The following is a 24,481-nucleotide window of genomic DNA, read 5'->3' on the forward strand; positions in this document are numbered from 1 at the left end:
CGTCGTGACAGGACCCCGCAGTGCGGTCGTGGCGAATCCGGCCAAGGCTCCCGACGAGCTGCGCCACACCATCGAGCGGATGCTGGCCGAGGCCGGCTGGCCGCGGCCCACCTGGCACGAGACCACGCCCGAAGACACCGGCAAAGGCCAGGCGAAGAGGGCGATGGCCGACGGCGCCGAGCTGATCTTCGTCTGCGGCGGCGACGGCACGGTGATGGCGGTGGTCGGCGCGCTGGCCGGCTCCGGCGTGGCGATGGCCGTGCTCCCGGCCGGCACCGGCAACCTGCTCGCCGCCAACCTGGGCCTGGTCGGCGACCTCCCGGCGGCCGTGCAGGTGGCGCTCGACGGCGGGCGCCGCCGGATCGACGTGGGTGTGGCCGGCGACCGCTGCTTCGCGGTGATGGCGGGCATGGGGTTCGACGCGCAGATGCTGGCCGGCACGTCGGAGCAGGCCAAGAAGCGGTTCGGCTGGCTCGCGTACGTCGCCGGCGGTTTCAAGCACCTGCGGGACCGTCCGATGCGGGCGCGGATCGTGCTCGACAACCGCCCGCCGATGCCACGCCGCCCGCGCACCGTGATCGTCGGCAACGTGGGCCGCCTGCAGGGCGGGGTGCGCCTGCTCAGCCGGGCCGACCCGGCCGACGGCAAGCTCGACGTGGCGATCCTGAGCCCGAACAACCTGGGCCATTGGGCGAGCCTGGCCTGGGCGGTGCTGCGCCGGCGCGAGCGGGTGCCGCTGATGGAGACGTTCACCGCCGAGCGCGTCGAGATCCACACCAGGCGGATCGAGCCGCGCCAGCTCGACGGCGACCTCATCGAGCCCGGTCGTGTTCTGAAAATCAACGTCAAACCCCGGGCGCTTCTGCTCTGCGTTCCGCTTCCGGAGGGTGATCCCGATTTGGCGTACGACGTGAAGGCGGCGGCCCGCCGGGCGTCCTCGTGAGCTCCACCGAGCCGGTTCCCGAGACCCGCGACATGAGCGGGGACGAGCTCTCCGCCGACGATGCCCTGCTGGCCCCTGCGCCGCTACGGCCGGTGGCCGCTCGTGCGGGACGCGTTCATCCGGTTCCGCTACGGCGACGGCTTCAGCCACGCCCGCGCGTTCGCGTTCCAGCTCTGCCTCGCCGTGGTGCCGTTCATGATCGCCTTCGCCGGCCTGGCGGCCGTTCTCGGCGCCGAGACGCCGGGACAGGTGGTCGCCGACACGATCGGCGCGATCACCCCGGGTGCGAGCGAGTCATTGGTACGGGAGTTGCTCGAGGACACCGATCGCAGCCGTGGCGCCGGCGAGCTCGCCCTGACGCTGGGCCTGATCACGGGTCTGGTGGCGCTCACGACGGCGATGGCGCAGATCGAGCGGGGCGCGAACCGCATCTACGGGGTCGAGCGCGACCGTCCCGCCCTGCAGAAGTATCTCCGGGCCGCCCTGCTGACCGTGATCGCCGGCCTGCCGGCCCTCTTCGGCTTTCTGCTGCTCGTCGCCGGCCATCCGTTCGTCTCCTCGGCCGCGCGACATTGGGAATGGGCCGCGGGCCTGGTGAAGGCCTCCGAGGTGATCCGGTGGCCGGTCAGCCTCGCCCTGATCGTGGTCGCGGTCGGCCTGCTGTTCCGCTGGTCGCCCCGCCGCCACCAGCCGGCCCTGTCGTGGCTGCTCTTCGGCGCCGTGGTGGCCACCGTCCTGTGGTGGCTGGCGAGCCTGCTGCTGGCCGGCTACGTGCGGCTCAGTGCCGGCTTCGGCGCCACTTACGGCCCGCTCACCGCGATCATCGCGCTGTTGCTGTGGGCCAACCTCACCGGCATCGCGATCTTCCTGGGCCTCGCGTTCGCGGCCCAGCTCGAGGCCCGCCGGGTGGGCGTGCCCCGCCCCGCCAAGCAGGACAGCTGGAAGCCCGGCCGGGAGATCCCTTCGCCCCGCAAACGGAAGGGCGGTGTACGCACCGACCGTGCCGGGTAAGACCGGCGCGTGAGCGTTGTCGAGAAACGGGCCGGGTGGCACTTTGCCGAGCGCAGCGTGCTCGGACTGGTGGCGGTGATCGCCGCCGGGCTCGGGTTCGGGTTGTTGCTGTTGCTCGTGCTCCATCGCTGGACGCCGATGCTGCAACTCGACCAGCACCTCGACGACCGGCTGAACGCGCTGGTCGCGCCGCACCCGGCCGCCGTGGCGGTGCTCAAGGGCATCTCGACGGCCGGCGGCCGCGGCTGGTTGATCCCGCTGGTCGTGCTCGTGTGCGTGCTGCTGCTGATCCGGCGGCGGACGCGGCTCGCCATCTACCTCGCGGTCACCGGTCTCGGCGCGGCACTGCTCGACCCGTCGCTCAAGGCCCTGGTCGGCCGGGTGCGCCCGGTGGTGGCCGACCCGATCGCGTACGGCATGGGCAACAGCTTCCCGAGCGGGCACACCCTCGGCTCGACCATCGTCTACGGCGCGCTCACGCTGGTGTTCCTGTCGCTGGCCCAGGGCCGATGGCGCGGCTGGCTGATCGGCGCGGCCGCCGTCGTGATCCTGGCGATCGGGCTGAGCCGTATCGCGCTCGGCGTGCACTTCCTCTCCGACGTCATCGCCGGGTGGCTCCTCGGCCTGGCGTGGATCAGCATCACCGCGTACGCGTTCCGGGTCTGGCGCCGCGAAGCGGGGCAACCCACCGCGCCGCTCGCGGACGGCCTCGAGCCGGAAGCCGCCGACGACCTCGCCCCCGCCCCCGACGAGAACGCGGTGCTGCCGCACCCGTGGGCGAAGGGCGCCGAGATCCTGGTCGGCTGGGTCTTCACGTTCGGCGTGCTCTATCTCGTCGGGTACGCGGTGACGCGCTGGTCGCCGCCGTTCGACGACGCGTTCCCGCGCTGGCTCCAGACCTTCCGCAGCCCCACGCTCGACCACGTGAGCTGGCTGTGGAGCAAGGCCGGCGACACGCACGCGATCCTCGCCGTCTCGCTGGTCTTCTGCCCGATCGCGCTGGCGCTGTGGCGGCAATGGCGGCCGGTGCTGTTCATCGTGCTCGCCATGTTCGGCGAGCTGACCCTGTTCCTGCTCAGCGCCGCCGCGACCGGCCGCCCTCGCCCGCAGGTGGAGCAGCTGGACGGGACGCTGCCGACGTCGTCGTTCCCGTCCGGGCACATCGCGGCCACCATCTGCCTGTGGGCGGCGATCGCGCTGATCTGCATGGGCCGTATCGACCGCTGGTGGCGCTGGCTGTTCCTCGTTCCGGCCGTCGTGATGCCGGTCGGTGTGGCAGTGTCCCGGATGTACCGCGGCATGCACCACCCGACCGACGTGCTCGGGGCGGTGCTGCTGGCGGCGTGCTGGCTGGCGGTGCTGTGGTGGACCGTCCGCCCGAACGCGGAGGCCCTTCGTGCGACTGCTGACCTGGAACATCCTGACCGGCGGCGGGAACGGCCGGCTCGACCGGGTCGTGACGGTGATCCGGCGCGAGTCGCCCGACCTGGTGGCCCTTCAGGAGCTGCGCGGCTTCGACCGGCGGCGCATCGCGACGCTCGCTGACTCCCTCGGCATGACGGCGCACCTGGCGCCGTCGGTGTTCGGGCAGGCGGTGGCGGTGCTGGCGCGGCCGCCGCTGCTTCCCCGGCGCCGCGAGTCGGTGACCTGGCGCCTGCACCACGCGGCGGCCGCGGTGACGGTCGGGCCGCTGACGGTGGTGAGCACGCACCTCAACGCGAACTCGGGCTATCGGCGGATGCGGGAGGCCACGTGGCTGGCGCATCGCTTCGCGCGGCGTGGGCTCGTCCTCATCGCCGGCGACATGAACGCGCTCAGCGGGTTTGTGTCGACGCCCTCCACCGGACGGTTCTCGGTGGGCAGCCGGTCGGATCCGCGGGCGATCGCCGCCTTCGAGAAGGCCGGGCTGGTCGATCTGTGGACGGTGGCCGGGGCCGGATCGGGGCTCACCGTGCCGACCGAGGTCGGGGACCCCTTCGACCCGATGCGCCTCGACTACGTCTTCGGCACCCCGGCGGTGGCCGAGGCGGTGCGCGAGGTGCGGGTTCTGCGGGGCGGCGAGATCGAGTACGCGTCGGACCACCGTCCCGTGCTGGTGGAGTTCGATCGGGGCTTCCCGGCTCGGCCCGCGGTCAGGCGGGTGTGATGGTCTCGGTCGCATCGTTCCAGCGCCAGGGGACGCGCTGCCCGCGCAGATGCACCCCGCCGATCCACCGGTCGATGCCGTTGATCGTCACGTGGTCGGCCGCGCCGGCGAGCACCTGTGCTCCCATATCGGTCAGGCGCAGGCTGGTCTTGCGGTCGACCGGACCGCTCGCCGGCTGGGTGTGCAGGAGCGGGACGGCGGCGCGCGCCATCCGGTCCATCATCGCGAAGGACCAGGTGTCTCCCAGGTACGGGCGCGTTTCCCGGGCGGCGGCGCGGACGAACGCCGTGCCCGCCGCCGCGGCGCCGCCGGCGACCGCGGCCAGGATCCGCCGTTCGGTCAGCGACAGCCCGTCGCGGGTCGACGGGTACTCCCGGCCGAGCCGGTCGAAGGCCTCGCCCAGGAACCGCAGCTCGCCCGAGCGGCTGCCGGCGATGGCGGGCAGACCGTCCGGCGCCGGCGCCCGGAAGGCGGCCCACGCCTCGGTGGCGAGCTGGAGCGCGGCCGGGGTCAGCCGAGCGCACGCGTTGGTGGCGGGCAGCTCGCGCAGTTGCTCGGCGGTCAGCTCGCCCAGACCGCCGAAGCGGGCGATGCCGGGGTGCTCGCCGATGCAGATCAGGGTGATGCGGTGCGCCGGCACGCCGAGGTCGGCGAGGCGGGCGAGGATCTGGATGATCTGGAGCTGGTCGTACAGGTCCGCCTCGAACCACAGCACGTATTCGCCGTCGCGGTTGGCCGCCAGGGTCCGGTCCCGCCCGGCGAACATCTCGGGACCCTCCGCGCGGTCGTCCACCTGTGCCCCGGCCAGGAAAGCGGCCCTGATCAGGCGGAGCTCCTCGGCACCCACCGCGGGCACCGGCCCCTCGTGGAGCGAGTCGCGCCAGTACAGCACCCGGGACGCGAGCCCGGTGCCGGGCAGATCCGTGGCATCGCCGTTGCTCACGTGCAGAGCCGCCGACATTGCCTGGCCGGCGGGCACTCGCGCTTTCTTGGTCATCGTTCGTCTCCCGCCGCCGTCGCGTCTCCCCCAGCGACCGATGCGGCCAGGATATCGACTCTGACCGCCGCCATCCGTGCCGTGACACGGATGGCGGCGCTAGGCCGGACTACCTCCTGGTGACGGTCAGGGTCTGTGGCGGGAGATGACGTGGATTTGGCGGCTCCCGGCGGGGCGGACTACAGGATGCCGCGTACGTGGAAGGCGGCGCGGACCTTGGCCGCGGCCCTCGGGCCGTACAGAACGAAGGCGGTCGTCACAGTCTTGCGGGCCGCCTGGGGCATGCTGATCTCGGGGTTGAAGAAGAACTGCGACTCGAGGATCACCCGGTTGGCGGCCGTGCGGCCGAGCGCCCGGTTGACGTCCCACAGCGCGTGCGACCAGATCTCGCCGTCGTCGTGGACCTCGCCGGCGAGGTCGTCCGGGTAGACCTTGGGCCCGTCGACCCGCCGCAGGCAGTGCGGCTCGTCGGTGGTGTACGAGGTGGCGTCCCAGTCCATCACGCACGCCCACGGCGTGGTCCGCGTGTTCGGGCTGGTGGCCTGCGACATGGTGACGGCCCAGTAGTCGCCGAAGCCCTCGCCGATAGCGCCGGCCTCGTCGGAGACGCCGAAGTTCGGCACCTGGTCGTCCTGGATGGCGTGGCCGTACTCGTGCCAGATCACCTCGTTGTCCTCGGCGTCGTCCACGCCGCCGGTGCCGAACGTGATCGCGTCCACGCTGCCGTCGTAGAAGGAGTTGTCGTCCTCGTAGCCGGTGGTGATGAAGTCCTGCGGCTCGTTGTTGACGTCGCGGAACCCGAGGCGGTGGATGTACTCCTCGGCCGAGGTGATGCTGTAGTACGCCATCACCTGCTCGAAGCCGTCCTGCGACCGGGTGAACGTGAAGACCCGGTGCTTGGAGGTCACCGCGTTCGCGCTCATGTTGTTGGCGTACGCGCCCTGCAGCGTCGTCGCGCCGCGGTTGAGCTTGGTGAGCCGCACCGTGCGGTAAGCGCGGGCCGGGACGGCGCTGTCGGCGTCGTCCTGGTCGGTCAGCGACTCGTTCTGCAGCCGGACGACGGGGTTCGGGTCGAAGACCCGGCCCTTGCCGTCGGAGTGCTGAACCGTGTTCTCCTCGTGGAGCACGGTGCCGGAGCCGGCGTCGACCAGCGTCCGGAACGTGCCCTTGCGGGTCGGGGTCAGCGTCATCCAGGCCAGCTTGGCCGGCGAGCCCGGGACGATGACCAGTTCGGCGCTGCCCGGCTGACGGCCGAGCCGGCCTGCAACTCCCGACTTGGCGCGCTGGGCCGGTAGCTCGGCGATCGTGTCGGCCAGGCCGGTGACCGCCTTCCGGCCGTCGTCGACGGTGACCGACCCGTCGGTGTTCGTGTGCTTCGCGTAGTAGCCGCCGAAGACCGGGATTCCCCGATAGGTCTGTTGGTACCAGGTGTGCTGACCAAGCAAGGACTGGCGGGTCTGCACCGGCTTCAGGCCGTCGGGCGCGGCCTGCGCGGCGGTGCCGCCCGCAATGACCAGACCGGCCGTGAGCAGCGGTGCGAGCGCAAAGATTGCCCTCTTCTTCAAAGGAGCCCCCTCGATCCTTGGAGAGGGGTCGATGCTAGTGGGCGACGGGACGAATGGAAATGTCTGGATCTTCGTGGCGGGTCGCGAGCACGTCGGCGACCGCGGCGGCGAGGGCGATCAGCACGAACCCGATCGTTATCCACAGCGAGTCGCGGAACGCCAGATCCCAGCTGCCGTGGTGGTACGCGAGCCGGTTGAAGAACATCGCGCCGACCGCGGCGATCCCGATGGCCGTGCCGATCCGCTGGCCGGTCTGCAGCACCGCGCCCGCGCTGCCGGCCCGGCGCACCGGCACCTCGGCCAGCGTGAGCGCCTGGTTGGGCGCGATCACGAACCCGCTGCCCAGTCCCGCGACCAGGAACGGCAGAGCGGTCGCCCACCCCGCGCCGTCGCCGGGCACAAAATGCAGCGCCAGCACGACGCCGGTCAGCCCGGCCGCCACCATCACCAGACCGATGGCGACCAGTGGGCGGCCGTACCGGTTCACCAGGCGACCGCCGATGGCCGACGTGACCGCCGACCCCAGCGCGAACGGCGTGATCGCCACGCCCGCCTCGAGCGCGGTGTAGTGCAGCCCGCTCTGCAGGAACAGCGTGTAGGTGAAGAAGATCGAGGTGAACCCACCGAAGTAGAGCAGCCCGACCAGCGCGCCGAGGGCGTACGACCGCACCCGGAACAGCGACAGGTCGACCACCGAGGTCGCCCGCCGCCCGTAGCTGCGCTCCCACCACACGAAGCCGGCCAGCACGAGCACCCCCGCCACCGCGAGCAGCCACTTGGCCGAGCCGTGCCACTCGCGCTCCTGCACGAGCGGCAGGAGCAGCAGCAGCACGCCCACGCCGAGCAGCAGCACGCCGATCGGGTCGAGGCTCTCCTGCTCGCGGCGTTCCCGCGGCCGGCCCGGAATCCACCGGTAGCCCAGCACGATCGCCACCAGTCCGATCGGCACGTTGATGTAGAAGATCCAGCGCCACCCCTCGGCCGTGCCGAAGACCTGGATCAGCAGCCCGCCGAGCAGCGGCCCGATCGCCGTGGAGATCCCGATGGTCGCCCCGAGCAGCCCGAACGGCCGCCCCCGCTCGGCCGGCTCGAACAGCTGCTGGATCAGCCCCGAGACCTGCGGGTTCACCACGCCGGCCGCCGCGCCCTGCACCAGCCGTGCGATCACCAGCCACAGCGCGCCGGTCGCCATCCCGGCGGCCGCACTGGCCAGCGTGAACACCGCCAACCCGAGGATGAAGGCGTTGCGCCGCCCCCGGGCGTCGCCGAAGCGGCCCGCGGGCACGAGCATCAGCCCGAACGTCAGCGCGTACCCGGACAGCACCCATTGCAACTCGCCCGAGCTGAGATGCAGATCCGCGCGGATGGATGGCAGCGCGACGTTCACGATGCTGACGTCGAGCAGGGTCATGAAACCCGCGACCAGGGCCACGCTCATCGCGTGCCAGCGATTTACCACCACGCCGCAGTTTCCCGCGGTTCACCCGGGCAAACCAGAAGTAGGCACGGTCACCGTGCGCGCTTGTTATCTTTCCGCGCATGTCCCTCGGCCGCCGCGTATCGATCGTCGCCGTTCTGCTCGTTGCCGCGGCGGCGGGGCTCTGGCTGGTGCTGGGGGCCGGGGGCCAGGCGCGCACCGCGTACGTCGTGGTCGGCGGGGTGCCGATGGACGAGGTCCATCCGCGGGTGGCGCCGGGCGAGCGGCGGCCCGGCGTGGTGGTGGCGCACGGGTTCGCCGGGTCGGCGCGGCTGATGGCGCCGTTCGGCGACACGCTCTCGGCGCGCGGATACGTCGTCGTGCTGCTCGACTTCGACGGGCACGGGGCCAGCCGGCGCACGCTGCCCCGCAACGACGCGGCCGACACCGTGGCGCTGCAGCGGGACCTCGATGTGGCGATGGCGCATCTGCGGTCGCTGCCCGATGTGGACCCCGCGCGGGTCGCGCTGGTCGGGCACTCGATGGGCGCCGCCGCGGTCACGCGATATGCGGCCGCGCACCCGGAAGTCGCGGCGACGGTGGCGATCTCGCTGCCGTACGGCGGCGACCGGGAGGCCGACAACTTGTCGCTACTGGTGGGCGGGCTCGAGTTTCCGAGCTTCCACGCCGCGGCCGAGCGGGCCGACGAGCTGAGCGGACCCCATCACGCGGTGACCACGGTGCCGGCGGTGGAGCACATCTCGATCCTGTTCGCGCCGCGCACGCACCGGGAGACGGTCGCGTGGCTCGATGGCGTGTTCGGCGGGCCGCCTCAGCCCGGCCCGTTGCCCAACCCCGCCCGGCGCGTTGCCGGCGCGGGCCTTCTCATGGCGGCGCTCGCCGCCGGGGTGGTTCCGGTGGCGCGGCTGTTGTTCGGGCCGCCGACCGAGCGGTGGCCGCGATTCGACGGGCCGCTGATCGGGCGGGCGGGTGGCGTCGCGGGGGTCGCCGCGATACTCGGCGCACTGGTAGCGCCATTTCTGCCCAGCTCGCGTCTACCGCTTTCGCTCGGCGGCTACGTCGCCGGGCTCGCCACGGTCACGGGAGCGGTCGTCATCGCGTACCGGTGGCGGAACGGAAAGCCGGAACCGATACGCCATGCTTTCGCGGCGCCGGTCCTCATCGGATATGCGGCGATCGCTGTCGCGATCCCGCTGCACCTGGGTCTCACCTACGCGATTCCCGGCGGCATCCGGTGGTTTCTGTTGGTTGCGGTCTGGGCGGGTTTCGCGATTCTTGCGTACGGCGGGGAGCGCCTGGCCGAGGGAAACGGTTTCGGCGTTCTCGCGGTCTCGGCCGTGACGGTCGTGGCCCTGACCGCGGGCGCCGTCGCCGGCCTGACGTCGAGTTTCGTGCTGCTCGTCGTGCCATTGCTGGCCGTGCTGCTGCTCTGGCAGGCGGCGTGGAGCGCGGTGCTGCACCGTTTCGCGGCGCCCCGATGGCTGATCGCCGCGGCCGGTTCGCTGCTGGTCGCGTGGCCGATCGCGACCGCGCTGCCGACGCTGTAGCTTTCGCTTTTGTCGTCAGATTTGTCGTCAGACGGAAAGCAGCACCACTCCGGCCACGACAAGCGCGACCACCTTGACGACCTCGAGGCCGATGTACGCGAAATGGGCGCGCGACCGGGGCGCATCCAGCCCTTCGAGTACGGCGTTCGTTCGGCGGGTCAGCGCCGGCCGTACGGCGAAAAGCTGAACGACAAGCGCGACCGCAGCGACCAGAAAGGCCACCCACTCGCCGGCGTCGCCCACGGCAAGCGCGACGGCGATGCCGGCCGCGAGCACGACCTCGACGGCGTTGAGCGCGCGAAAGACCAGACGCCCGATTCCCAGCCCGATCGAAAGCGTCACGCCCGGCGCCCGAAACTTGAGCGGCGCTTCCAGAAACGAGATGCCCAGAACCATCCCCACCCAGACGAAAACCAGCGCCACGGCGACCGCCGCCCCGTTGTTCACGCGGTGGACGTTAGCTCGCGCTACCCGGCCCGGCACGGGCCGAAGGTCCCGTCGTATCGCGCGCCGGCTGTTGATCGAGAGGTGCTGGCGGGTGATGAGTTCCCGTTCGCGCCTAACCGCCACTTATCAAGATCCCCGCACCGGGCGCGGCAGCCGGGGCGGGCCGAGCTCGAAGCCGGCGTCGAAGCCGGCAACCACCGGTGACCGTGACGGGCGGCACTCACGGTGACCACGCACGACCCCCGGCCATGGCGCGCCCCAGCCCAGCCGCCACCCCACCGCAACGGGCGGCACCCACGGTGACCACGCACGACCCCCGGGCCATGGCGCGCCCCAGCCCAGCCGACGCCTCACCGCAACGGGCCGCACCCACAGTGAGGGCCCGCGACCTCGGGTCATGTCGGCCCGGCCACCGCCCCACCGCAATCACATGGCCTCGCGCCATGGCGCCCAAGCAAGACCGCCGGGGCAACTTCGGCGGTGCGGTGATGAGAAGACCACCCCCGCCCGAACCTGCGCTATTGTTGCTTACACGTGTAAGTGACCGGATCCCAAGGGCGTGAGGACCATGACGAACGTCGACGAGCTGCTGGCGCGGATGTCGCCGGCCGAGAAGGCCGGGCAGCTGACCCAGTACTTCTACTTCCGGTTGCCGGCGGGTGCGGAGGCCGAGCCCGCCCTGGGGCTCGATGTGGCCGAGCAGCCCCAGGCGGTCGAGGCGGCGCTGAGCCGTGGGGAGGCGGGGTCGCTGCTGTTCGTCACCGATCCGGGTGAGATCAACCGGCTGCAGCGGCTCGCGCTGGAGGGCAATCCGCACGGGATTCCGCTGCTGTTCGGGTTCGATGTGATCCACGGGCTGCGCACGATCTTCCCGGTGCCGATCGCGATGGCGGCCTCGTGGGATCCCGAGATCATCGAGCGCGGGCAGGCGATCGCGGCGCGGGAGGCGCGGGCGGTCGGGATCCACTGGGCGTTCGCGCCGATGGTGGACATCGCCCGTGACCCGCGATGGGGGCGGATCGTGGAGGGCGCGGGCGAAGATCCGTACCTGGGGGCGGTCGTGGCCGCGGCGCAGGTCCGCGGGTTTCAGCGGCACATCATCGCGGGGCCCAAGCACTTCGGCGGGTACGGCGCGGCGCTCGGCGGCCGGGACTACGACGAGGCCAACCTCTCCGACCACGAGCTGTGGAACGTCTACTTCCCGCCGTTCCGGGCCGCGATCGAGGCGGGGGCGGGCAACGTGATGACCGCGTACATGGACCTCAACGGGATCCCCGCGACGGCGAGCCACTGGCTGTTCACCGAGGTGCTGCGGGACGCGTGGGGCTTCGACGGCTTCGTGGTGAGCGACGCGAACGCCGTACGAAATCTCGTCACTCATGGTTTTGCCCGGGATCTGACCGAGGCCGGGGAGCGTGCCGTGATCGCCGGTGTCGACATGGAGATGGCGATCGCCGATCCGGCCTATGCGCGGCTGCCCGAGTCGCAGGCCCCTGCGGAGGTGATCGACTCCCGGGTGCGCAAGATTCTCGAGGCCAAGGTGCGGCTGGGGCTGTTCGACGACCCGTACGTCAACGAGGACCGCGCCCGTACGGTGCTCGCCGATCCCGCGCACCGGGCGGCCGCCCGCGAGGCCGCTCAGCGGACGGCCGTCCTGTTGCGCAACGAGGGTGACCTGCTGCCGCTGGATGCGGGTGACCTGCGCTCGATCGCGGTGCTCGGGCCGCTCGCCGACTCGAAGCGCGACACCCTCGGGCCCTGGGTCTTCGACTTCGACCTGGACGAGACCGTGACGGTGCTCGACGGCATCCGCGGCTTTGTGAAGGACCGTGCCGATGTCGACTACGCCCCCGGCATCCCGGTCGGGCAGCGCACCTTCCCCTCGATGTTCGACATGTTCGGCGGGAACGCGCCTGCCGACCCGCCCGGCTTCGACGCGGAGGCCGAGTTCGCACGCGCGGTCGCGACGGCCGCCGCGGCCGATGTCGCGGTGGTGGTGGCCGGGGAGTGGCAGAACATGATCGGCGAGGCGGCGTCGCGGTCGTCGCTGGAGCTGCCGGGGCGGCAACTCGAGCTCCTGCAGGCCGTCGTCGCGACCGGCACGCCGACCGTCCTGCTGGTGATGAACGGGCGGCCGCTCGACCTGCGCTGGGCCGCCGAGCACGTCCCGGCGATCCTCGACATCTGGTACCCGGGCACCCAGGGCGGCGCGGCCGTGGCCGACCTGCTCTTCGGGGACGTCTCGCCGAGCGGGAAGCTGCCGTTCACCTGGCCCCGCACGGTCGGGCAGATCCCGATGATCTCCTCGCACACCACCTCGCACGAGCCCGAGAACCAGGCGCGCCGCTACTGGGACGAGGCCAGCACGCCGCTGTTCCCGTTCGGGCACGGCCTGAGCTACGGCCGGTTCTCCTACGGCGATCTGACGGTCGACCGGCCGGTCGTCGGGCGGGAAGGCACGGTCGCCGTGTCGGTCGAGGTCACCAACGACGCCGACCGGGCGGCGGCCGAGGTGGTCCAGCTCTACCTGCGCCAGCGGCATGGGACGGCGTCGCGACCCGTACGCGAGCTCAAGGGTTTCCGGCGGGTGGTCGTGCCGGCCCGTTCGACCGTTGTGGTGGAGTTCACGATCGGGCCCGAGCACCGGCGGTACTGGAACGCGGCCGTGCGGGACTGGGTTCTCGACGCCACCAGCTTCGACGTCGAGGTAGGTGGCAGCGCCGCGTCCTTCGACGTGCGGCCCGCGGTAGCAGAAGGTTAACGGAAAATGTACAGGGGTATACGTCCCGGCGTCTCGAACGCAACGTACGGTTGTCGAGGCGCTCGAAGGGATGGGATTTACACAAGTGACGACGATGGGATTCTGGCAGCCGGATCCGCTGGAGACCCTGGCCGGTCAGGCCGACGAGGTGGAGCTCAAGGTGGTCGTGCCCCGGCGCGACGGCCGGTCGCTCGGCATCGACCCTGACCGCGGGCCCGCCCGCCGCGTGTACTTCCTCGACACCCCTGACCTCGACCTCTACCGCCATGGCGTGATCGTCCGGTTCCGCGACCGGCGCCGGCGGCGCGACGACGCCGTGGTCAAGCTCCGGCCGGTCGTGCCCGGCCGGGTGCCGGGCTGGCTGCGGCAGACCGACCGGTTCCAGATGGAGATCGACGCGCTGCCCGGGCACGCGGTCTGCTCGGGCGCGCTCAAGGAGCGTCTGGGCCGCAACGACGTGTCCCGCGCGGTCGCGGCCGGCCGCCCGCTGACCGGGCTGCTCTCCGCCCGGCAGCGCAAGCTGCTCGCGAAGTACTCGCCGGCCGGGGTCGGCCTCGACGACCTCGTCGTGTACGGGCCGATCGACGTGCGCTGCAACAACGTCAAGCTGCGCGGCCTCGACCGCGGCCTGACCGCCGAGCGCTGGCGCTTCCCCGACGGCTCCGACCTGCTGGAGCTGTCCACCCGCTGCGGCGTCGACGAGGCCGCCGCGGTGGCGAAGCGGGTCACGGCGGCGCTGCGCGCGTACGGCGTGGCCCCGGCCGCCGAGCAGCCCACCAAGACGGAGATGGCGCTGCTCGCGTAGGCGTGCATCAACGCATCGTCATCTCGCGATTAGACAATAAAAAATGAAAACCATTACCGTTTCGCGGTGTGAAACGGATCCTTCCCGCCGTCGTGGCGGCCCTGGCCCTGGCTCTGACCGTGGGCGGATGCGGCTCGAGCGGCGCCGCCTCCGCGGAAAAACGCGTCGCCGTCGTCGCCACCACCCCTGAGGTCGCCGACTTCGTCCGCAACGTCGCGGGCGACGACGTGACCGTCACACAGATCATCAAGACCGGCGTCGACCCGCACGAGTACGAGCCGACGCCCGCCGACATCCAGGCGATCGGCCAGGCCGAGCTGGTCGTGAAGAACGGCGTCGGCCTGGAGTCCTGGCTCGACCAGACGATCCAGTCCGCCGGCTTCGAGGGCACCGTCGTCGACTCCAGCCAGGGCGTGTCGCTCCGCAAGGGCGACCCCGGCGACGAGGAGATGAAGGACGGCGACCCGCACATCTGGCACGACCCGCGGAACGCCAAGATCATGGTGGCCAACATCGAGAAGGGGCTCGCCGCCGTCGACCCCGCGCACGCCTCGGACTACGCCACCAACCTCGCGAGCTACACGGCGAAGCTCGACAAGCTGGACGCCGGCAACGAGGCCGCGTTCGCCAAGCTGCCCGCTGGGCAACGCAAGCTCGTCACCAACCACGACGCGTTCGGCTACTACGTCGACCGCTACCGGCTCGAGTTCATCGGCTCGGTCATCCCGAGCATGGACACCTCCGCCGAGCTGAGTGCCAAGCAGCTCACCGACCTGGTCGCCAAGATCAAGGCGACCGGCACGAAGGCCATCTTCACCGAGAGCTCGCTGCCGCCCAAGACCGCCGAGGCCATCGCGAAGCAGGCCGGGGTCAAGGTCGTCGGCGGCGAGGACGCCCTGTACGGCGACAGCCTCGGCGAGCCCGGCACGCCGCAGGGCACGTACATCGGCGCCGAGGAGCACAACACCCAGGTGATCGTCTCGGCGCTGGGCGGCTGACGTGGCGCCGGCACTGCGGTACGCGGGGGTGAGCGTCGGCTACCACGGCACACCGGTGCTCACCCACGTCGACCTCGACCTGGCGGCCGGGCAGCGGCTCGCGCTGGTCGGTCCCAACGGCGCGGGCAAGTCCACTCTGATCAAGTCGGTGCTGGGCCTGGCGCCGGTGCTCGGCGGCGACGCGACCGTGTTCGGGCTTCCGCCCGCCCGGGCGCGCGAGCTGACCGGGTACGTGCCGCAGACCGACGCCCTCGACGCCGACTTCCCGGTCACCGCCGCCCAGGTGGTGATGATGGGCCGCTACCGCCGCATCGGCTGGTGGCGGCCCACCCGGTCGGCCGACCGCCGCGCGGTGCGGGAGGCGCTCGACCGGGTCGGCCTCGCGGACCTGGCCGGCCGGCAGTTCGGCACGCTTTCCGGCGGGCAGCGCCAGCGGGTGCTGCTGGCCCGGGCGATCGCCGCCGAGCCGCGGCTGCTGCTGCTCGACGAGCCGTTCAACGGCGTCGACGCGGTCAGCCAGGAGGCGATCCTCGCCGTCCTGCGCTCGATGTCCGTCGCCGTGCTGCTCAGTACCCACGATCTCGCCGTCGCCGCTGAGTTCGCCGACGTGGTGTGCCTGCTCAACGGCCGGCAGTGGACGGTGGGCCCGCCCGGCGAGGCGCTCACCGCCGGCAACCTGCGGGCGGCATACGGCGGCCACGTGATCGACGTCGGTCATCTGCTGGTCGAGCCATGACCTTCATGGCACGCGCCTTCGCCGAGCTCGCCCTGCTGGCGCTGATCTGCGGCCCGGTCAGCGTCTTCGTCTTCGCCCGCCGCCTGTCGTTCGTCTCGGACGCGCTGACCCACACCGTGTTCCCCGGCGTCGTCATCGGGTTCCTGGCCGGCGGGGTCGAGGGCATCTTCGCCGGAGCGCTCGTCGCCGGCGTCGTCACGGCCGTGGCGCTGACCCTGCTGACCCGCGGGGGCACGCTCTCCGACGACGCCTCCACCGCGGTCGTGCTCACCGCCATGTTCTCGATCGGCGTGGCCCTGGTGTCGCGCCGCTCGTCGTACACGTCGGACCTGACGGCCTTCCTGTTCGGGCGCATCCTGACCGTGACCCCGCGCCAGCTCGCCGAGACCGCCGTGCTCGCCGTCGTCATCCTCGGCCTGCTGCTGATCGGGGCCCGCGCGCTGATCTTCCGGACCTTCGACCCGGCCGGCGCGGCCGCCGCCGGCTACCGGATCGCGTGGCTCGACCTGTGGCTGAACCTGATCGTCGCGCTCGTGGTCGTCGCCGCCGTCCGCGCGGTCGGCACCATCCTGGTGGTGGCGCTGCTCATCGTGCCTGCCGCGGCCGCCCGCATGGTCACCTCCCGGCTGCTCACGATGGCCGCCGTCGGCACCGGGCTGATCCTGCTCGCCGCGTACGCCGGCCTGCAGGCCAGCTGGACCGCGTCGGTGACCTACGGCTTCTCGCTGACCTCGGCCTCCGCGGTCGTCCTCGTCCTCGTGCTCGCCTACCTGCTGCTTCTGCCGCTGGGCCGGCGGCGTCGCCCGCGCATACCCGGGGGCCGGCGGCGTCGCCCGCGCATGCCCGTGGGCCGGCGGCGTCGCCCGCGCCTTCCCGCCGAACGGAGTTCCCCGCATGAGCTGGTGGGATGACGCGCTGCACCGGGCGATCGCCGAGGTGTTGCTGGCCGGCGCCCTCGCCGGGCTGATCGGCGTCCAGGTGGTGCTGCGCCGCCTGTCGTTCTTCACGATGGCGCTGACCCACGCCACCTTCCCCGGCGTGGTCGCCGCCTCGATCATCGGAGTCGACATCCTCCTCGGCGGCGCGGTGGCGGGCGGGATCATCGCGCTGGGCGTGGCCGCGCTCAGCCGGCGCCGCGGCCAGAACGCGGCGTCGGCGACCGGGGTGCTGTTGTCCGCCGGATTCGCGCTCGGGGCCGCGCTGGTGGCCACGCAGAGCGGCTTCAGCCGGGACCTGTCGTCGTTCCTCGTGGGCTCGATCCTGACGGTCAGCTCCGAGGACCTGGTGGTCACGGCAATCGTGCTGGTCCTCGTCGCTACGGTCCTGCTCGTTTGCAGCCGTCCTCTTGCATTCACCGGCTTCGATCGTACGGGTGCGCAGGCGGCCGGCTTCGCGACCGGCGCCTGGGATGTCGTGCTGCTGCTGACCATCGAGATCGTGGTCGTGACGATCGTCCCGGCCGTCGGCACGATCCTCGCCCTCGCCCTGATCGTGGCCCCGGCCGCCGCGGCCCGTCCGTGGTCCGGCCGGCTGAGCGTGATCACCGCGCTCGCGGTCGTCCTGGGGGCGGCCGGCGGCCTCGGCGGCCTCTACGTGTCGACGCGCTGGAACATCGCCGCCGGCGCGAGCATCACGCTGACCGCCACGGCGCTGCTGACGGGGTCGCTGCTGCTTTCCCGCCTGAGGGGGCTGTTCTCGCACGTCCGCGGGTGTCACAATCTCCGGCCGTGGATGAGATCAACTCCGTAGTCGCGCCGCGGGTGGCACGGCCGCCCCACGAGTGGGAGCTGCAGACCCTCGCCCTGATGGTGGCGGCCGGGTTCGCCGCGCTGCTGGGCATTCTGCTGCTGGCCGGCGACCTGGCGGTGCGCTCGTATCTGCTCACCGACGGGGTGGACGGGCTCTCCTCGCTGGTCGTGTGGATCCTGGACAACAGCGAGGCGATCAGCGCCCTGTTTCTGCTGCTGGGCTTCGCCTACCTCGCCGGGTACATCCTGTGGCGCCGGCGCACCCTGGCGATGCTCGACTCCGTCGGCGCGTCGGACGCGGACGTGGTCTGGCACTGGACGGTCGCGGCCTGGTATTTCGCGCTCGCCGTGTCCTTCGTTCTCCGCGTCGGCCGCAATTCGTCAGCACCCGACCCCGCGGCCTACACCTCGGCGCCGGACTCCGCCCTCGACACCGCGACGTCCTGGCTGGCCTGGGACGCCGCGCAGATCGGCGCCCGGCTGATCGGGCTGACGTTCCTGCTGATCGCCGTTTGGCTGATCCGCGACCAGGTCCGCGAGCGGGTGGCGGCGGCGGGCGTGGTGTTCCGGGTCGAGGATGTGGCGCCGCGCCGCTCGGCGGTGCCCTTGCCGGCGGCCGCCCGCCCCGCGCCCCCGGCGCCGCAGCCGGCCGATCTCCCGCCGGCCGACGAGGCCTTCTGGGGCCGCGTCGCCGCCCTGGCCACCGGGCAGCGCGCCGAGATCGCCCTGCTGGAGACCACCGACGGGCTCGCGCGCCGCTGGCTTGTGGTGCCCGAGAACGGCGACCTCGGCGCGGTGCGCTCGGCCGTCGCGCCCGGCGCGGTCGTGACCGCGTTCCCGGAGCCGCCCGCCGCGATCGCGACGAAGGATTTCACGCCGCTCCCGGCCGGCGAGTACCACGGGTTCCTCGAGGACGCCGATTCCGGTGCGCTCTGGTACCAGTCGGTCAAGCCGAACCGGGTCGGCGCTTTCCTGTCCCGGGCGCGCCGGGCCCGTCGCTGGGCGCTCTACGCCGCGGACAGCCCCGACGCGCCGACCGCCGTGGTGTCTTAGTAGGGGAGGGGTCCGCCGGCCAGCACGATCGCGATCCCGGCGGCGGCCGCGGCGAGCAGGGTGAGCACCGGCCCGCGGCGCAGCACCAGGGTGAGCACCGCGGCGCCGGCCAGGATCAGGTACTGCCAGGGCTCGTCGAGCGCGCGGACCAGCGGGACGGCGGAGCCGAGAATGGCGCCGATGGCGGCCGGGCCGGCCCCGTCGAGGAACGCCCGCACGCGGCGGTCGGCGCGCAGGCGGTCGAAGCGGTGCGCGCCGAGCAGGATGAACGCGAACGAGGGGCTGAACGCCACGGCGGACGCGAGCACACCGCCGGCGAGACCCGCGGCGGCGTAGCCGACCACGGCGACGGTCTGCACGACCGGGCCGGGGGTGACCTGGCCGAGCGCGACGGCGTTGAGGAACTGGCCGGCGGTCATCCAGTGGTAGTGGTCGACGGCGTCGGCCTGCATGAGCGGGATGATGACGAAACCCCCGCCGTAGGAGAGGGCGCCGACCTTGAGCGCGACCCAGGCGACCGACAGCAGGACTCCGCCGCCGAGCCCGGCCGCGGCCAGCGCCGGCAGGGCTGCCGCGGGTCGGCGTTCGTTCAGATAAGCGCGCTGGGCGAGGACCTCGGCGATGCCACACGCGATGAGCAGCAGCACCAGCCAGGGTCCGACCGTGGCCGCCGCGACCGCGCCGATCAGCAGGTAGAGCGACCACCGCACGCGGCTGCTCTGCTCGGGCGCGCGGCGCCAGCCGGGCGGCATCAGGCTCCAGCCGGCCTGCAGGGCGACCGCGGCCACCGCGGCGCCGGCGCCCGCGCCCGCGGCCTTCACCGCGATCGGCGGGTCGCCCTCGAGGAAGAGCGCCGCCAGGGCCAGGATCACGATCAGGCCGGGCACGATGAACGCCGCGCCGCCGACCAGGGCGCCGGCGCGGCCGCGCACCCGCCACGCGCAGAAGATCGCCAGCTGCGTGGACGCCGGCCCGGGCAGCAGGTTGCAGGCGGCGATGGCGTCCTCGAACTCGCGCGGGCTGATCCATTTGCGGTCGTCCACGCAGAGCTTGCGCAGCAGGGCGATGTGCGCGGGCGGGCCGCCGAAGCCGATGCAGCCGATCCGTCCCCACTCCTTGAGAACAGTGCCCAGGCCGACCGTCACGGCTGGAACAGCTCGACCGGGTTGCCGGCCGGATCGTCCAGGACGATCTGCCGGCCGCCCGGGCCGGTCACCACGTCGCTGCGGAACTCGATGCCGGCGGCGCGCAGCCGTGCGACCTCGGCGTCGATGTCGGCGACGAGCAGGTGGATGCGGTTCCAGCCGCCGGGGCCGGGCGTGCGGCCGTCGGGCATCGGGCGCCCGGCGGAGCTCTGCGGGCCGGAGAGCAGCAGCCGCAGGTTGCCGCGGCGCACGTCGGCGAACGCGGGCGGGAACGTCGTCTCGCCGGGGACGAACCCGAGGTGGGTGGTGTAGAAATCGATCGCGGCCTGCACATCGTCCACCAGGTAGCGGACGTGCACGGTGCCATCGGTGGTGGTCATGACGCCTCCTTCAGGGTGTGCAGCAGGAACCCGATCCGCTCGTCGAGCGCGTCCGCGAGCCGGTCGAAGGCGGCTCGCTCGGACGGCTCGCTGGTGCTCCAGTGGGTCGGGTGTGTGTGCCCGGGAAACTCCGGGCAGATCTCGCGGACCTTGTCGCACAGGGTGATCACCCGGTCGAAGCGCTCGCCGGCGAACTCGCTCAGATGTTTGGGGCGGGCGCCGGCGAGGTCGATGCCGCGGGCGGCCATCGCCGCCACGGCATGCGGGTGGATCGGCTTGGGGTGGCTGCCGGCGCTGCGCGCTTCGACCATTCCTTTCGTACGGCTATGCAGCAGCGCCTCCGCCATCTGCGAGCGAGCGCTGTTGCCGGTGCACAGGAACAGCACCCGCGCCGAGACCCCGGCCGGGTGCGCCGGCGGCGACAGCCGCAGGCCCGGGTGCAACGCGCCGCCGGTGTCGGCGAGCACGGCGGCGCAGCGAGCCAGGTTGAGCGCGTAGTAGGTGTCGCGCCGATCGGCGCTGCTGCGCCGCGCGGTGACCAGGTCGGCCTTGCGCAGCTTGCCCAGGTGGTAGGACACGAGGTTCTGCGGCTGGCCGAGCAGCGCGGTCAGCTCGTGCACCTGCCGGTCGCCGGCGGCCAGATGGCTCAGCAGCCCCCAGCGCACCGGGTGGCCCGCGGCGCTCAGGAAGGCCGGCGGTTCCAGCTCCATACCTGGATTACATCAAATCGATTTGATGTAATCAAGGGGTCAGCGATCCAGGTCCTTCAGGATGCGGTGCAGGATGGCCGGGGTCTCGCTCAGCTCGGCGGCCTCGATGAAGAGCCGGCCGATCACCGCCGAGTAGCGGTCGACCTCCTCGCGCTTGTCCATGTAGAGGCCGCCGGTGAGGTGCTCGACGTAGACGATGTCTGACAATTCCTGATATGGGAACCGCAGGATGCTGAAGGCGCCACCGGACGCCGCATGGCCGCCCGACGCGAACGGCATCACCTGAATGCTGATGTACGGGTTGTCGGTGAGCTCGAGGAGCGAGGCGATCTGCTCGCGCAGCACGGCGCGCCCGCCGATCGGCCGGTGCAGCACCGCCTCGTCGAGCACAACCCACACCTTCGGCGGGTCGGGCTGCGTGAGCCGCTTCTTGCGCTCCATCCGCAACTGCGCCCGCTTGTCGACCTCTTCGGGCGCGGACCGGCCGTACCCGATGCTGATCACCGCCCGGGCGTACGCCTCGGTCTGCAGCAGGCCCGGGACGAACTGGACCTCATACGTACGGATCAGCTCGGCGGCCTCCTCGAAGTCGAGGTAGGTCTGCAGCCAGGTGTCGGTCACGTCGCCGTACGAATGCCACCAGCTCGGGGCGTTGGCCTCCTTGGCGAAGGTCAGCAGCGCTTCCCGCTCCTGCGGATCGTCGACGCCGTAGAGCGTCAGCAGGTCGGCGATGTCGCGTTCCTTGAACCCGACCCGGCCCAGCTCCATGCGGCTGATCTTGGAGTCGGACGCCCTGATCGGGTGCCCGGCCTGTTCCCGGCTCAGCCCCGCGCGATGGCGCAGGGCACGAAGGCGGGCACCGAGTTGCATGCGGCGTACCGTGGAGCCGCCGCCCTGTCCTTGGCTCACCTCGCCCGCCCGCGCCTTCGTCTACAGTGGAAGCTTTTGATCTTCGGGCGTTAGCATACCCACGAACAGCCCGATATGGATTCGTTGATAGGGGCCCATCATGACCGACGAGGCCGCCGCCAAGCTGGACACCAGCATCCCGCACTCCGCGCGGGTCTGGAACTACTGGCTGGGCGGCAAGGACAACTTCCAGGCCGATCGGGAGGTCGGTGACCAGTTCTCCGGTCTTTACCCCGACATCACCGTGGTGGCGCGGTCGTCGCGCGGGTTCCTCAAGCGGTCCATCACGTACCTGGCCCAGGAGGCCGGTATCCGACAGTTCCTCGACGTCGGCACCGGCATGCCCACCGCCGAGAACACCCACCAGGTGGCCCAGGCCGCCGCCCCCGACTCCCGCATCGTCTACGTCGACAACGACCCGCTCGTGCTGGTGCACGCCCGGGCGCTGCTGACCGGCACGCCCGAGGGCGCCACCGAGTACATCGACGCCGACCTGCGCGACCCGGCCGCGATCCTGGAGGCGGCCGGCCGCACCACGCTCGACCTGTCCCAGCCCACCGGGTTGATCCTCATGAACATCCTCGGGCACGTACCCGATCTCGACGAGGCCGTCTCGATCGTCCGGCGCCTGCTGGACGCGCTGCCGTCCGGCAGCTACCTGGTCACCGCCGACGGCACCAACGTGATCGACGGCCCGGCGTTCGAAGAGGCGATCGGCGTGTGGAACGCGAACGCGCCGCTCTCCTACCACCTGCGCCGGCCCGAGGAGCTGGCCCGCTTCCTCGACGGCCTGGAGATCATCGAGCCCGGTCTCGTGCCGTGCGCCAAGTGGCGCCCGCCGGCGGACGCTCCCGCCGAGGACCTCCGCGAGGTCGACGAGTTCGGCGCGGTCGGCCGCAAGCCGTAAGGACCCGCCGGTCGCCTGCTGCCGCCGCGTCTGCACGGTGGCCTGGGCAGCGTGCCCGTGCAGCCGGTCGTCGAGTTGATCCCGTGCCCGTGCTCGTCGTGCCCGATGACCAGCGAGACCTCGACCCGGGAGCAGTCGACCGCCCCGTCCTCGGGGTCGGTGACCCGGACCTCGAACGGGATCGTGTCGCCCCATTCGACCGTGCCGTCCCCGGTGAAGTCCCAGGCCAGCGCGATCGTGTCGCCCGGGTCCGGATCGGCGGTGCCGGCGCTGGAGAACTGGACCGCCAGCCGACGTCTGGACATGTTTCCTCCGGGGTTATGCCGCCTGGTCGAAGGCCGCGTCGCTTGCCAGCACCGCGGCGCCGGTGACGCCGGCGCGCGGGCCGAGTTCGGAGAGGACCACCGGGAGGTTGCCGGTGGCCAGCGGGAGCGACAGGCGGTAGACCACGCTGCGGATCTCGGCGAGCACCAGATGGCCGAGCTGGGCCAGCCCGCCGCCGATCACGATCATCGCCGGGTCGGCGAAGCTGACCAGCCCGGCGAGTACCCGCCCGATCAGCCGGCCGCCGTCGCGGATCAGCCGGATCGAGGCGAGGTCGCCCGCGCCTGCCGCCTCCGCGACGTCGGCCGCGGTCACCGCCCCGGACGACGCAAGCCGGTCGGCCAGGGCGGGCGACGCGCCCGAACGGCCGGCGAGCGTCGCCTCCCGGGCCAGCGCCGCCCCGCTGAACATCGCCTCGAGGCACCCGGCGTTGCCGCACGAGCAGACCGGCCCCGCCGCGTCGACCTGGATGTGCCCGACGTCGCCGGCGCACCCGTCGGCGCCGCGGAACACCTCGCCGCCCAGGTAGATGCCGCAACCGATGCCCGTACCGATCTTGACGAAGAGGAAGTTGTCGACCGCCTGCGCGACCCCGCCGTGCCGTTCGCCCACCGCCATGATGTTGGCGTCGTTGTCGACCACCGCCGGGCAGGCGTGCTCGCGGGTGAGCACCTCCCGCACCGGGAACCGGTCCCAGCCCGGCATGATCGGCGGGGAGACCGGCAGGCCATCGCGAAAGCTGACCGGGCCGGGCAGGCCGATGCCGATGGCGGTCAATCTCTCGTACGCCCCGTCGGCCCGTGCCCGGGCCAGCAGGTCGTGACCCGGCGCAGGACCGGCCGGGGTCCCGAGCGGATGTCGGCCTCCTCGGCGTACGCCGCGACCGGCTCCAGCCGCCCGTCGGTGACCTCCACATCGAGGCTGGTGGCGCCCAGGTCGACCGCGGCGAACCGCAGGCCGGGATGCAGAGCCACCAGCGTCGAGCGCCGGCCGCCCCGGGACGCCGCCGGGCCGGCCTCGGCCACGTACCCGCGCGCGGCCAGCCGGCCGAGCTCGGTCAGCAGCCGCGCGCGGGTGATCTCCAGCCGATCGGCGAGCTCGGCCCGGGACATCGTGCCGTGCTCGCGGAGAAGCCGCAGGAGCCGCGGGTGCATAGGATCGGCCGCGCGCATCGGCTCAGCGGCGGTAGATGGTCAGCTCGGACATGTTCCGGTAGCTCAGCTCGGCGAAGCTCAGAGACTGGCCCGGGTTCGCCGCGCCGCCCGGCGCGTTGTCCTGCTCCCAGTTCGCGTGATGGTAGTTCTGCTCGCCGATCTCCTCGAAGAACTGCTGGAAGTTGAGGTCGCCCTCGCCGAGTGGGACCATCACGTGCCCGTTGCTCTGCTCGGGCGCGCGGTCGCCGTCCTTGGCGTGGAACAGCGGGAACCGTTCGGTGCGGGGCGCCACGGTGAGGATCGGGTCGAACAGGTCGGTCCGGGTGCGGCCCCACTGGTCCACGTAGGACTGATGCTTGAACCGCGCCACATAGGCCCAGTAGACGTCCATCTCGAAGATGATGCCCCGGTTGCGGGCCGCCGGGATGAGCGGCTCGGCGCGCAGCTTGCCGTGGCTGATCGCCGGGGAGCCGGTCTGCAGGATCGGGAAGCCGGCGGCGCCCAGCGCCGCGGCGGCGCCGGCCGACGCGGTGAGCAGGCGGCGGCGGGTGAGGGCTTTCTTGGATGTTTGCGGCTTGGGCATGACTTCTCCACCTTCCAACCGCGGCCCGCGGTGGGGTCGCTGCCGGGTGATTCAGAACGGGAAAAGAGCCGGCGTTGCCGAGGCGCCGGCGTGGCGCGTATCGCGAGTGTTACGCCTCGATGACACACGGTATCGCGCGCCTCATGCGAAAGATAGTCCACATCAGAGCCAACT

22 protein-coding genes and 1 pseudogene are annotated in these 24,481 nt (G+C 72.0%); 13 read left to right on the forward strand and 10 right to left on the reverse strand.

Annotated elements, in window-relative coordinates:
* Positions 1-4: 4 nt before the first annotated feature.
* Genes ACIA5D_RS37975 through ACIA5D_RS37990 form a run of 4 tightly spaced genes read left to right on the forward strand, consistent with a single transcriptional unit; the run spans position 5 to position 4,100 of the window.
* Complete coding sequence (locus ACIA5D_RS37975) at positions 5-943, forward strand: diacylglycerol/lipid kinase family protein (protein ID WP_396035317.1); 939 nt, start codon at positions 5-7, stop codon at positions 941-943.
* Between the two features lie 60 nt (positions 944-1,003).
* Complete coding sequence (locus ACIA5D_RS37980) at positions 1,004-1,954, forward strand: YihY/virulence factor BrkB family protein (protein ID WP_396035318.1); 951 nt, start codon at positions 1,004-1,006, stop codon at positions 1,952-1,954.
* Between the two features lie 9 nt (positions 1,955-1,963).
* On the forward strand, positions 1,964-3,499 hold the full coding sequence (locus ACIA5D_RS37985; RefSeq protein WP_396035319.1) for a phosphatase PAP2 family protein: 1,536 nt from the start codon (positions 1,964-1,966) through the stop codon (positions 3,497-3,499).
* A complete protein-coding gene (locus ACIA5D_RS37990) occupies positions 3,417-4,100 on the forward strand; it encodes an endonuclease/exonuclease/phosphatase family protein (RefSeq protein ID WP_396035361.1) in 684 nt (227 codons plus the stop codon). Before ACIA5D_RS37985 ends, ACIA5D_RS37990 begins: the two co-directional genes overlap by 83 nt.
* Here the strand turns inward: ACIA5D_RS37990 and ACIA5D_RS37995 are convergent.
* The 3 genes from ACIA5D_RS37995 to ACIA5D_RS38005 form a co-directional block, all read right to left on the reverse strand.
* Entirely contained in the window at positions 4,087-5,097 is a 1,011-nt protein-coding gene (locus tag ACIA5D_RS37995; protein ID WP_396035320.1) for a hypothetical protein, read from the reverse strand. The genes ACIA5D_RS37990 and ACIA5D_RS37995 overlap by 14 nt on opposite strands.
* Before the next feature lie 179 nt (positions 5,098-5,276).
* Positions 5,277-6,662 carry a M36 family metallopeptidase gene (locus ACIA5D_RS38000; protein ID WP_396035321.1) on the reverse strand — a complete coding sequence of 462 codons (1,386 nt, stop codon included), beginning with the start codon at positions 6,660-6,662 and terminating at the stop codon, positions 5,277-5,279.
* A gap of 34 nt (positions 6,663-6,696) precedes the next feature.
* The gene (locus tag ACIA5D_RS38005; RefSeq protein WP_396035362.1) at positions 6,697-8,100 is read right to left on the reverse strand and encodes an MFS transporter; all 1,404 of its coding nucleotides are present in this window, start codon (positions 8,098-8,100) and stop codon (positions 6,697-6,699) included.
* A gap of 101 nt (positions 8,101-8,201) precedes the next feature.
* On the opposite strand from ACIA5D_RS38005, the gene ACIA5D_RS38010 reads away from it, so the two are divergent.
* A complete protein-coding gene (locus ACIA5D_RS38010) occupies positions 8,202-9,647 on the forward strand; it encodes an alpha/beta hydrolase family protein (protein ID WP_396035322.1) in 1,446 nt (481 codons plus the stop codon).
* 27 nt (positions 9,648-9,674) lie between these two features.
* Here ACIA5D_RS38010 and ACIA5D_RS38015 read toward each other — a convergent pair whose 3' ends face one another.
* Positions 9,675-10,094 (reverse strand): hypothetical protein, encoded by a 420-nt coding sequence (locus ACIA5D_RS38015; RefSeq protein WP_396035323.1) that lies wholly within the window; start codon positions 10,092-10,094, stop codon positions 9,675-9,677.
* 568 nt (positions 10,095-10,662) lie between these two features.
* Here ACIA5D_RS38015 and ACIA5D_RS38020 point away from each other — a divergent pair.
* From ACIA5D_RS38020 to ACIA5D_RS38050, 7 genes are all read left to right on the forward strand, one after another.
* Entirely contained in the window at positions 10,663-12,855 is a 2,193-nt protein-coding gene (locus ACIA5D_RS38020) for a glycoside hydrolase family 3 N-terminal domain-containing protein (protein WP_396035324.1), read from the forward strand.
* Positions 12,856-12,949: 94 nt separating this feature from the next.
* Positions 12,950-13,660 (forward strand): hypothetical protein, encoded by a 711-nt coding sequence (locus ACIA5D_RS38025; RefSeq protein WP_396035364.1) that lies wholly within the window; start codon positions 12,950-12,952, stop codon positions 13,658-13,660.
* Positions 13,661-13,728: 68 nt separating this feature from the next.
* Positions 13,729-14,658: a metal ABC transporter substrate-binding protein gene (locus tag ACIA5D_RS38030; protein WP_396035325.1), complete on the forward strand. Its 930-nt coding sequence runs from the start codon at positions 13,729-13,731 to the stop codon at positions 14,656-14,658.
* 1 nt (position 14,659) lies between these two features.
* The gene (locus ACIA5D_RS38035; RefSeq protein ID WP_396035326.1) at positions 14,660-15,394 is read left to right on the forward strand and encodes a metal ABC transporter ATP-binding protein; all 735 of its coding nucleotides are present in this window, start codon (positions 14,660-14,662) and stop codon (positions 15,392-15,394) included.
* Complete coding sequence (locus tag ACIA5D_RS38040) at positions 15,391-16,305, forward strand: metal ABC transporter permease (RefSeq protein ID WP_396035327.1); 915 nt, start codon at positions 15,391-15,393, stop codon at positions 16,303-16,305. Before ACIA5D_RS38035 ends, ACIA5D_RS38040 begins: the two co-directional genes overlap by 4 nt.
* Entirely contained in the window at positions 16,289-17,143 is an 855-nt protein-coding gene (locus ACIA5D_RS38045; protein WP_396035328.1) for a metal ABC transporter permease, read from the forward strand. Before ACIA5D_RS38040 ends, ACIA5D_RS38045 begins: the two co-directional genes overlap by 17 nt.
* Positions 17,122-18,195: a hypothetical protein gene (locus ACIA5D_RS38050; protein WP_396035329.1), complete on the forward strand. Its 1,074-nt coding sequence runs from the start codon at positions 17,122-17,124 to the stop codon at positions 18,193-18,195. Before ACIA5D_RS38045 ends, ACIA5D_RS38050 begins: the two co-directional genes overlap by 22 nt.
* Here ACIA5D_RS38050 and chrA read toward each other — a convergent pair.
* The 4 genes from chrA to ACIA5D_RS38070 are packed head-to-tail and all read right to left on the reverse strand — an operon-like array spanning position 18,192 to position 21,300.
* A complete protein-coding gene (chrA, locus tag ACIA5D_RS38055; RefSeq protein WP_396035330.1) occupies positions 18,192-19,340 on the reverse strand; it encodes a chromate efflux transporter in 1,149 nt (382 codons plus the stop codon). The genes ACIA5D_RS38050 and chrA overlap by 4 nt on opposite strands.
* Positions 19,337-19,720, reverse strand: a complete 384-nt coding sequence (locus ACIA5D_RS38060; protein ID WP_396035331.1) for a VOC family protein — start codon at positions 19,718-19,720, stop codon at positions 19,337-19,339. The genes chrA and ACIA5D_RS38060 overlap by 4 nt, the downstream gene beginning before the upstream one ends.
* Entirely contained in the window at positions 19,717-20,430 is a 714-nt protein-coding gene (locus ACIA5D_RS38065) for an ArsR family transcriptional regulator (protein WP_396035332.1), read from the reverse strand. The genes ACIA5D_RS38060 and ACIA5D_RS38065 overlap by 4 nt, the downstream gene beginning before the upstream one ends.
* Before the next feature lie 39 nt (positions 20,431-20,469).
* Positions 20,470-21,300 (reverse strand): helix-turn-helix domain-containing protein, encoded by an 831-nt coding sequence (locus ACIA5D_RS38070; RefSeq protein WP_396035333.1) that lies wholly within the window; start codon positions 21,298-21,300, stop codon positions 20,470-20,472.
* Positions 21,301-21,439: 139 nt separating this feature from the next.
* Between ACIA5D_RS38070 and ACIA5D_RS38075 the strand changes: the two genes are divergently transcribed.
* On the forward strand, positions 21,440-22,246 hold the full coding sequence (locus tag ACIA5D_RS38075) for an SAM-dependent methyltransferase (RefSeq protein ID WP_396035334.1): 807 nt from the start codon (positions 21,440-21,442) through the stop codon (positions 22,244-22,246).
* 318 nt (positions 22,247-22,564) lie between these two features.
* Here the strand turns inward: ACIA5D_RS38075 and ACIA5D_RS38080 are convergent.
* Together ACIA5D_RS38080 and ACIA5D_RS38085 are read right to left on the reverse strand one after the other, a co-directional pair.
* Positions 22,565-23,742: pseudogene (locus tag ACIA5D_RS38080) on the reverse strand (ROK family protein).
* 4 nt (positions 23,743-23,746) lie between these two features.
* A complete protein-coding gene (locus ACIA5D_RS38085; protein WP_396035335.1) occupies positions 23,747-24,307 on the reverse strand; it encodes a hypothetical protein in 561 nt (186 codons plus the stop codon).
* Positions 24,308-24,481 lie beyond the last annotated feature (174 nt).

Source organism: Actinoplanes sp. NPDC051513 (assembly GCF_044454685.1).
GTDB lineage: Bacteria > Actinomycetota > Actinomycetes > Mycobacteriales > Micromonosporaceae > Actinoplanes.

Coding starts and splice junctions, on each gene's coding strand:
- ACIA5D_RS37980 (WP_396035318.1), top strand. CDS start 1,004: ATGCCCTGCTGGCCCCTGCGCCGCTACGGCCGGTGGCCGCTCGTGCGG.
- ACIA5D_RS37995 (WP_396035320.1), bottom strand. CDS start 5,097: ATGACCAAGAAAGCGCGAGTGCCCGCCGGCCAGGCAATGTCGGCGGCT.
- ACIA5D_RS38005 (WP_396035362.1), bottom strand. CDS start 8,100: ATGAGCGTGGCCCTGGTCGCGGGTTTCATGACCCTGCTCGACGTCAGC.
- ACIA5D_RS38010 (WP_396035322.1), top strand. CDS start 8,202: ATGTCCCTCGGCCGCCGCGTATCGATCGTCGCCGTTCTGCTCGTTGCC.
- ACIA5D_RS38020 (WP_396035324.1), top strand. CDS start 10,663: ATGACGAACGTCGACGAGCTGCTGGCGCGGATGTCGCCGGCCGAGAAG.
- ACIA5D_RS38025 (WP_396035364.1), top strand. CDS start 12,950: ATGGGATTCTGGCAGCCGGATCCGCTGGAGACCCTGGCCGGTCAGGCC.
- ACIA5D_RS38040 (WP_396035327.1), top strand. CDS start 15,391: ATGACCTTCATGGCACGCGCCTTCGCCGAGCTCGCCCTGCTGGCGCTG.
- ACIA5D_RS38045 (WP_396035328.1), top strand. CDS start 16,289: ATGAGCTGGTGGGATGACGCGCTGCACCGGGCGATCGCCGAGGTGTTG.
- ACIA5D_RS38060 (WP_396035331.1), bottom strand. CDS start 19,720: ATGACCACCACCGATGGCACCGTGCACGTCCGCTACCTGGTGGACGAT.
- ACIA5D_RS38065 (WP_396035332.1), bottom strand. CDS start 20,430: ATGGAGCTGGAACCGCCGGCCTTCCTGAGCGCCGCGGGCCACCCGGTG.
- ACIA5D_RS38070 (WP_396035333.1), bottom strand. CDS start 21,300: ATGCAACTCGGTGCCCGCCTTCGTGCCCTGCGCCATCGCGCGGGGCTG.
- ACIA5D_RS38075 (WP_396035334.1), top strand. CDS start 21,440: ATGACCGACGAGGCCGCCGCCAAGCTGGACACCAGCATCCCGCACTCC.
- ACIA5D_RS38085 (WP_396035335.1), bottom strand. CDS start 24,307: ATGCCCAAGCCGCAAACATCCAAGAAAGCCCTCACCCGCCGCCGCCTG.